Genomic DNA, 7,786 nt, shown 5'->3' on the forward strand with positions numbered 1-7,786 from the left:
GGTCGCCCTGGCCGGTCCGGGGCCCAGCCTCGGCGCAAGGGTAGAGACGGCCGCCCTCGCCGCGAGCGCCGCCTTCGTGGCGGTCGGCACACTGACGCGGGCGCGGAGGAGCTCCTCGGCCGGTGTCGCGCGGATCCGGTCGGCGAGGGCGGCGAAGAGCGAGTGGGCGAGCAGCACCGCTCGGCGGCTCGAGCGCGGCAGCTCCGGCACGATCGCACCGGCGGCCTCGAGATCGGCGTCGAGATCGGCAAGCAGGGCGGCCTTGTCGCGCTCCGAGAAGGCGCGCGGGTCGACTCCCGGGAAGTAACTGCGGCCGAGGCCGTCGACGTCGGCGGCGAGGTCGCGGAGGAAGTTGACCTTCTGGAACGCCGCACCCAGACGACGCGCACCCGCGACCAAGCGGTCCCGGTCCGCCTCCGAGACGAGGCCTGCGTCGGGAGCGGCGAGGAACACGTGCAGGCACATCAGGCCGACGACCTCGGCCGAGCCGTAGACGTAGGCCTCGAACGACTCGGCGGTGTGCTCGCTCTCGCGCAGGTCGGCGCGCATCGACGCGAAGAACGGGCGGGTTAGCTCGCTGCCGAAGCCGGTCGCGCGGGCGGTGCGTGCGAAGGCGTGGATCACGAGATTCGAGCTGTAGCCGGTGGTGAGAGCGCGTTCGGTCTCGGCCTCGAAGGCGTCGAGCGACTCCTCGACGGCGGCGCGGTCGAGCCGCGCCTCCTCGGCCACCCCGTCGACGATCTCATCGGCGACGCGGACCAGGGCGTAAACGTCCTCGACCCGCTCGCGCACGCCCGCGCCGAGGAGGCGGGTCGCCAACCCGAAGGAGGTGGAGTAGCGCCGGATCACCTGCGCGGACGACTCGTGTGCGACGCGGTCGTACAGTTCGCTCTGGCGGCTCATCGTGCCACCGTACGGGGCTGCGGCTGGATGCACGACGCGAGCGCTGTCGAACGGAGGGAGCGGGGGGCGCTCGCGGACATCGCGGCGCTCATCGCGTGCGACCGACCACGCTCGCGACGAGCGGGCGGACCTCGGTGCGGAACGCCTCCGTCACCGCGGGCGACTCGAGGGCGGCCCACGCCCTGTCGGCGAACTCGTCCGCGAGCGCCTCGGCGAAACCGCGGGCCCCGCACTCCTCGAGGATCGCGCGGACCCTCTCGGCGGTGGACGGATCGAGGTGCTCGTCGCCGATCAGCTGCTCGATCTCGGGCCAGCAGTCGGTGCCGGCGGCATGGGCGATCAGGACGGTGCGCTTGCCCTCGCGGAGATCGCCCAGGGTGGTCTTGCCGGTCTGTCCCTCCGAGCCGAAGACGCCGAGCAGGTCGTCGACGATCTGGTACGCGATGCCGATGCAGCGCCCGAACTCTCCCAGCGCCTCCACCGCGGCATCGGAGGCGCCGGCGAGGATCGCGCCGGCCTGCAGCGGCGCCTCGAACGAGTAGACGGCGGTCTTCAGGCGCTCCATCTCGAGTACCTCCTCCACCGAGGGCATCCCCGGCATCAGCGAGAAGTCGACGTCGGCCAGCTCGCCGGCGGCGGAGGCGAAGACGGCCTCGTCGAGCAGGGTCAGCAGGCGCGCGCGCACGCCGTCGGAGGCGCCGACTCCCTCGACCAGGCGGTGGGCACCGGTGAGAGCGAGGTCGCCCGCGATCACGGCGACCGAGGTGCCGCGGTGCTCGGCGATCGGGATGGAGAGGCCTGCGGTGGTGGCCTCGTCGCGGTAGCTGCCCGAGACGTTCGGGCCGCCCCGCCGCACGAAGTCGCGGTCGATCACATCGTCGTGCACGATCAGCGCGGTGTGCAGCAGCTCGAACGCGGCACCGAGGTGGGCGGCCGCCTCAGGATCCTGACCACCGTGGGCCTCGTACGCCGAGATCGCCATCAGCGGGCGGAAGCGCTTGCCTCCCCGGGTATTGGCCTCCAGGGTCTGCCAGAGAGTGAGATAGCGGGGTCCGAGACGCGATGCCCGTGACCTCGCTAAGGAGAAGAAACGGTCCAGGACGGCATCGACGTGCTCCTGTCTCAACCGGGACAGAACCACGGGGTCGCGCGTATCCACGGGGGAAGGCTAACAAAGCACCGTTCGAGAACGATAAGCCGGCTGATGTCTTGCGGCGTGCTTCACTTGCAGGTATGACTTCGCCAGGCATCGCCGTGCAGACGGACCGGATCGAGCAGGTGGTCCTCCTGGACGAGATGGGGAGCGCCGTCGGCGTCGCCGACAAGCTGACCGTGCACGACACGGCCACCCCCCTGCACCTGGCGTTCTCCTGCCACGTCTTCGCTCCCGACGGGGCGCTCCTGGTCACCCGCCGCGCGCTCGAGAAGCGCACCTGGCCGGGAGTGTGGACGAATTCGTTCTGCGGCCACCCCGCCCCGGGCGAGCGGGTCGAGGACGCCGTGGTGCGCCGCGCCGAGCGCGAGCTCGGGGCACGGCTCGACGCCCTCGAAGTCGCTCTGCCGGACTTCCGCTATCGCGCGGTCGACGCCTCCGGGATCGTCGAGAACGAGATCTGCCCCGTCTACACGGCTGTCCTGTCGAGCCGTGACGCGCTCGACCCGCGGGCGGACGAAGTGATGGACCACGAGTGGGTCGATCCGGAGGCGATGCTCGCCGCCGTGCGCGCGACACCGTGGGCGTTCTCGCCCTGGCTCGTGTTGCAGCTCCCCCGCCTGCTGGGCTGACCGCGCCTCCACCGCCGTCCGCGAGGTCAGTCGGCGTACACGTCCGTGCGATGGAAGCGGAGCGACGAACGCGAGGCGGTCGGGCCGCGCTGGCCCTGGTAGCGCGAGCTGTACTCGCTGGAGCCGTAGGGCTTCTCAGCCGGCGAGCTGAGGCGGAAGAAGCACATCTGGCCGATCTTCATCCCGGGCCACAGTGTGATCGGCAGCGTCGCCACATTGCTCAGCTCGAGGGTGACGTGGCCGGTGAAGCCCGGATCGATGAAGCCGGCGGTCGAGTGCGTGAGCAGCCCGAGCCTCCCGAGCGAGCTCTTGCCCTCGAGGCGCGCCGCGATGTCGTCGGGAAGCGAGACCTGCTCGTAGGTCGAGCCGAGCACGAACTCGCCGGGGTGCAGGATGAACGGCTCGCCCTTCGGAGTCTCGACCAGGCGGGTCAGCTCGGGCTGGTCCTCGGCCGGATCGATGTAGGGGTAGCGGTGGTTGTCGAAGAGTCGGAAGAAGCGATCGAGTCGCACATCGACGGACGACGGCTGGAGCATCGACGGATCGTGCGGGGCGAGCCCGACGCGGCCGGAGGCGAGTTCGAGCGAGATGTCGCGATCGGAGAGGAGCACCAGGCGATCCTAGGGCGTGGGGCGACCCCGGTGCGTGGGGGCGGCGCGGGCCTTGCTACGATATCCGGGTGCGCCTGAGCGGCGCCGCGCGAGTGTAGTTCAATGGTAGAACTTCTGCTTCCCAAGCAGATGGCGCGGGTTCGATTCCCGTCACTCGCTCTCCACGCCACCTTCGACCGATCCCTCCCTGTCGGCCGCGTCCTGTCCGCGCCGGGATCGCCCTGCGCCCGGATGCCGCTCGGCGGCGATGCGCTCTCGACGGTCCCGCCGCCGACGCTCCGCCTCAGGCTGTGGGCCGCTGGCGCTCGATCACCTTCAGAAGGTCCAGCCTCGCGCGGTTGTCGCCCCCCTCGGCCAGCCGCGAGCACGACGGGGGCTGCGCGCGGTTGTCCGTGAAGAGCACCTGCGCGTCCACGTCGATCCGGCCGACCTCCGGATGCACGAGCGTCCTGCAATCGTCGTAGCGCAGGGCCACCTCGTGCAGCTCCCCCAGTCGCAGGAACTCGGTGCTGCGCTCCGCGAGAGCGGAAGCGAGTCGTGCCGCTCTGGCCGGGTCGCTCCCCGCACCTGCCGCCATCCGCAAGCGCGCGGCGAAGAAACGGCCGTACGCTCGTGGACCTCGGGTGGACAGGACGCCCGCTCGTCGGTGTCCGTGAATCAGCGGTGGACGGCACGCACGACGCTAGGCGCGGTCGGGGGCGCCGGCCAAAAAGCGTTCATCCGTGGACCGCTAAGGCGACGGCTCCTGCTCCACCGTGATCGCACGGAGGGCAGAGCGGTCGTCGAGACGATCATCGACGGATGCGTTGACACCGTCGAGGAGGCCCGCGTGCCGGAGCGAGACCGAGCGCCGCTCCGGAGCCGCCTTCTTTTTTCTCAACCGCGGGGGCGCTGCCCGACGTCACCGGCACCGTGCCCGCCCGGAGAGACCGTCACTGACCCCGATCGGCCGCGACACGCCGAGTGGACCCGCGGCAGCGCGCCGCATCCGCTCCTCCGCAGGGCAGGGTGGAGTGGTGAGCGAGCTCGTGCAGATCCCGTCGCCCGGCGTCGCCCTCGAGTACGGGCAGCCCGGCCGCCCCGTGGTGGTCGTGCTGCACGACGTGTTCGGGCGGCTGCCGTGGCTCGAGCCGTTCGCCGAGGCGGTGGCGAAGCACGGGTACCACGTGCTGGTCCCCGACCTGTACGACGGATGGGCGACGCTCGCCCCGGACGACGCACGCGACCTCGCCGCAATGGCGCCGCAGGACCGCACCCTCGCTTCCGTCGCCGAGGCGGTGCGCGCAGGCACTGCGGCGGGAGCGCAGCGCAGCGCGATCATCGGCTTCGGCTTCGGCGGGCGACTCGGGCTGCTCGCCGCGGGCACCGGCCTCGTGGACGCGGTGGTCGCCTACTACGCCGTGCTCGGCACCGAGGAGCACGTGCTGGTGCCGTGCCCGACCCTTCTGCACTACGCGCAGCGCGACGAGTGGGCGGAGGACGAGGACCCGGAGTCGTTCGTCGGCCGACTGAAGGAGGCGGGCACGCCCGTCACTGCGCACACTTACCCCGACACTCGGCGGCACTTCGCGAACGGGAACCTGCGCCAGGCGGTGAGCCCCGCCTCCGCGGCGCTCGCCTACGCGCGGACGCTCTCCTTCCTCAATCCGCAGCTCATCGACACGTGAGCGCTCAGCCCTGCACGTCGTGCAGGTGGTGCTGCACGTCGTGCAGGTAGTAGCGCGCCATCGTGTCGACCGTGAAGGAGGCGCCGTCACTCCGGCGTCCGCGGCGCTGCCACTGCGCCCCGGAGACTCTGTCGAAGAGAGCGGCGATGCTCTCGGCCGCCTCGACCAGCTCACGGCCGACGGTCGCCGGGTCCTGCTGGTCGTAGCGTTCCTCCACGGCGGTGACGTCCTGATCCCAGTTGGGGTACAGCGGGTCGTCACCCTCGAGCATCAGCCGGAGGCGGGTGAGGTAGATGCGGTGCACATCGCGCACGTGCGCCGCGTACTCGAGCGGCGACCAGGTCTCGTCGTCAGGGCGGCCGCCCGCATCCTCGCGCTCGAGGACGTACGGCCAGGCCGCGGCGTTCTCGCGGAGGAGCTCCGAGATCTCGTCCGCGTCGAGGAGCGAGGCGTCGAAGCCACACTCGAGGCAGGGGCGCTCGAGCACCCAGGTCCAGTCCTTGGTGTCGGGAGTGATCGCCATGGCACCAGCGTAGGACCGCGGGATCAGCAGCGCGGTTGCGTCGCCTGGACGGCGCTGCGCTCACCCTCCGCGGTCCAGGGCAGCTGCGGCAGTCCTGCTGCACCGGCGGCGGCACCCTGCTCGACGGCGACCGCCGCGAGCCCGCGCGCGACGGTCGCCACGAGATCGGGACCCGGGATGGAGCTGTTGAACGAGACTGCAACGGTCAGCCCGGAGTCAGGATCGGAGTAGGCGGCCGTGAGGAAGCCCGGAGCGATGCCGGCGAAACCCCGCAGCGGACCGGCCTGGTGCCCGCCGAGCCCGGCGAGGAGCCACTCCGGACGCCCCTGGCCCTGCGGGACCGGGTCCAGCCACATCGCGTCGCCCGCCGGATCGACGGCGAGTCCGACCGCGAGCCGCCGCAGGTCCTCCAGGTCGGTCACGACTCCCCCGGCCGCACCCAGGGACGACGGGGAGGCGGTGCCGACGTCGCGGCGGACGTCGCAGCGCAGCGCTCCGGTCAGCGGATCGAGGCCTGCCGCGTAGCCGCGCGGGGCGGGCGCGGGTAGGTCGATCTGGGAGGCGGAGGGCAGCGTCGTGCTGCGCAGTCCGTAGCGCGGGACGACGTACTCGCCGTAGAGCGAGCTCATGCTGCGACCGGTCGCCTGGGTGGCGACGAGGCCGGCGAGCAGCGGGCCGGTCGACGAGTCGGACCATGCCTCTCCGGGGTCAGCCGACTCGGCACGCACCTGCGCGGCCGAGAGCAGCTCGAGCGTCGGCCACCGACGGGTGGGGTTCTGCACCACGGCGGGCCACAGCGCCGAGCGGAAGTCGGCCAGACCGGAGGTGTGCGAGCAGAGCTGGCGGAGCGTGAGCCCGTCGACTCCGGGGAGCGAGCGGAGCGCCAGCCCGATGTCGGCGTCGAGGTCGAGCCGCCCCTCGTCGGCGAGGCCGGCCACGACGTCGCAGGTCATCGCTTCGGTGCCGCCCGTCCCGAGACGCACGTGCGCCTGCGTGGTGAGCGGGGTGGTGCGCTCGTCCGACTCCGAGCCGATCGCCGCTTCCCAGCCGCCCGCCCACGGCGACCAGACGCCCGCGACCGCTCCCGTGGCGCCCGCGACGCCGATCGCCTCGTCGAGGACTGCGGTGAGGGCCGCCGAAAGCTCCTCGGGCACCGGCCCGCCGGGGGCGTCGGGGACGCTCGAGGACGAGGAGCCGGTACAACCGGCGAGCGCGAGGACCAGGACGGGGACGATCAGCAGCCCCGTCCGCGTCAGAGTACGGATCCCCACCATGCCGTTCGACTCCTCTGTCGCCTGCGAATGGCACCCACTGTACGGGGGCGTCTGCCGCGCCGAGACGGAGGATCCGGGCCCCGGGGGCTTTCGTGTCCTGACCGTGACCGGCAGAGTCCGCACTGTTTCCAAACCGGCAGGCGCCGGGTTACGAAGAGGCAGTACAGAGCAGAGGCGCTGCTCGAAGGAGGTCGACGACCATGAGCAGATCACCGAACCGGCTGCTGGCGACTCTCTTCGGAGCTGTGTACGTCGTCGTCGGTCTTCTCGGCTTCGTCGTCACGGGCGGCGTGCAGTTCCTCGCCACCGAGGGCGGGCTTCTGCTCGGCGTCTTCGAGGTGAACCCGCTACACAACATCGCCCACCTGCTGATCGGAGGCGCACTGCTCATCGCGGGCCTGTCGACCGTGTCCGCGGCGAAGACGGTGAACATCACCGTCGGCGCGGTGTACCTCGCACTGGGCGTCGTCGGATTCTTCCTCGTCGACACCGCCCTGAATGTGCTGGCACTGAACACCGCCGACCACTTCCTCCACCTGGCCAGCGCGCTGGTGCTCCTGGGAGTCGGACTCGGCACCGAGAAGGTGGCGCGGGCGCGGACCGCCGCGACTGCCTGACCCGGGCGGCCTCGCCCCCCCCCCCTGAGACTCCGTCCGCCGTGGGCCCGCCGTTTTCCACGGCGGACGGACTGAACGGCCCCGGACGACACGATGCGGTGTGTCGATCCGGGGCCTCCTTTTCCTCTCGCGCGATCGGAGCAGCCATGACGACCGTGACCCGCTGCAACGCCGCCTTCGCCGGCCTCGGCGCGGGGCTCGTCCACCTCTCGCTCGCGGCAGGCGGCGAGGGCGTCCAAGCCCCTTTACTCGGCGCGCTCGGCGCCGCGGAGCTGCTCTGGGCCGTGCTGGTGCCTCGCCCGAGGACGGATCGTGCTGCCGCGGACCGCGCTCGCCGCAGCGCTCGCCTCCCTCGGCGCCATCGCGGTCGCACTGGCGACGGGCGTCCTCGGCGAGCCGCTGCCGG

General features: G+C 71.8%; 9 protein-coding genes and 1 tRNA gene. 4 read left to right on the top strand and 6 right to left on the bottom strand.

All coding sequences use genetic code 11. The features are described from left to right. Together ACH61_RS12895 and ACH61_RS12900 are read right to left on the bottom strand one after the other, a co-directional pair. Positions 1 to 903: phytoene/squalene synthase family protein (locus ACH61_RS12895; RefSeq protein WP_068212659.1), on the bottom strand; the 903-nt coding region annotated here is incomplete at its 3' end. Between the two features lie 88 nt (positions 904 to 991). Continuing rightward, complete coding sequence (locus ACH61_RS12900; RefSeq protein WP_236713685.1) at positions 992 to 2,062, bottom strand: polyprenyl synthetase family protein; 1,071 nt, start codon at positions 2,060 to 2,062, stop codon at positions 992 to 994. A gap of 74 nt (positions 2,063 to 2,136) precedes the next feature. Between ACH61_RS12900 and idi the strand changes: the two genes are divergently transcribed. Next, positions 2,137 to 2,688 carry an isopentenyl-diphosphate Delta-isomerase gene (gene idi / locus ACH61_RS12905; RefSeq protein WP_068212662.1) on the top strand — a complete coding sequence of 184 codons (552 nt, stop codon included), beginning with the start codon at positions 2,137 to 2,139 and terminating at the stop codon, positions 2,686 to 2,688. Positions 2,689 to 2,714: 26 nt separating this feature from the next. On the opposite strand, the gene dcd is transcribed toward idi, so the two are convergent. Then, complete coding sequence (dcd, locus tag ACH61_RS12910; protein WP_068212665.1) at positions 2,715 to 3,299, bottom strand: dCTP deaminase; 585 nt, start codon at positions 3,297 to 3,299, stop codon at positions 2,715 to 2,717. 88 nt (positions 3,300 to 3,387) lie between these two features. Between dcd and ACH61_RS12915 the strand changes: the two genes are divergently transcribed. Beyond that, positions 3,388 to 3,458 (top strand) — tRNA-Gly (locus tag ACH61_RS12915). A gap of 124 nt (positions 3,459 to 3,582) precedes the next feature. Here the strand turns inward: ACH61_RS12915 and ACH61_RS12920 are convergent. Then, a complete protein-coding gene (locus ACH61_RS12920; protein ID WP_330220168.1) occupies positions 3,583 to 3,960 on the bottom strand; it encodes an MmyB family transcriptional regulator in 378 nt (125 codons plus the stop codon). 355 nt (positions 3,961 to 4,315) lie between these two features. Between ACH61_RS12920 and ACH61_RS12925 the strand changes: the two genes are divergently transcribed. Further along, entirely contained in the window at positions 4,316 to 4,966 is a 651-nt protein-coding gene (locus ACH61_RS12925) for a dienelactone hydrolase family protein (RefSeq protein WP_068212671.1), read from the top strand. A gap of 4 nt (positions 4,967 to 4,970) precedes the next feature. On the opposite strand, the gene ACH61_RS12930 is transcribed toward ACH61_RS12925, so the two are convergent. Both ACH61_RS12930 and ACH61_RS12935 read right to left on the bottom strand, forming a co-directional pair. Next, positions 4,971 to 5,489, bottom strand: a complete 519-nt coding sequence (locus tag ACH61_RS12930; protein WP_068212674.1) for a DinB family protein — start codon at positions 5,487 to 5,489, stop codon at positions 4,971 to 4,973. A gap of 23 nt (positions 5,490 to 5,512) precedes the next feature. Next, positions 5,513 to 6,763, bottom strand: coding sequence for a serine hydrolase domain-containing protein (locus ACH61_RS12935; RefSeq protein ID WP_068212677.1), 1,251 nt, complete (start codon positions 6,761 to 6,763; stop codon positions 5,513 to 5,515). Positions 6,764 to 6,963: 200 nt separating this feature from the next. Here ACH61_RS12935 and ACH61_RS12940 point away from each other — a divergent pair, with 200 nt between their 5' ends. Next, positions 6,964 to 7,380: a DUF4383 domain-containing protein gene (locus ACH61_RS12940; RefSeq protein ID WP_068212680.1), complete on the top strand. Its 417-nt coding sequence runs from the start codon at positions 6,964 to 6,966 to the stop codon at positions 7,378 to 7,380. The last annotated feature ends 406 nt before the right edge of the window (positions 7,381 to 7,786 follow it).

This window comes from Rathayibacter tanaceti (assembly GCF_001634385.1).
Taxonomy (GTDB): Bacteria; Actinomycetota; Actinomycetes; order Actinomycetales; family Microbacteriaceae; genus Rathayibacter; species Rathayibacter tanaceti.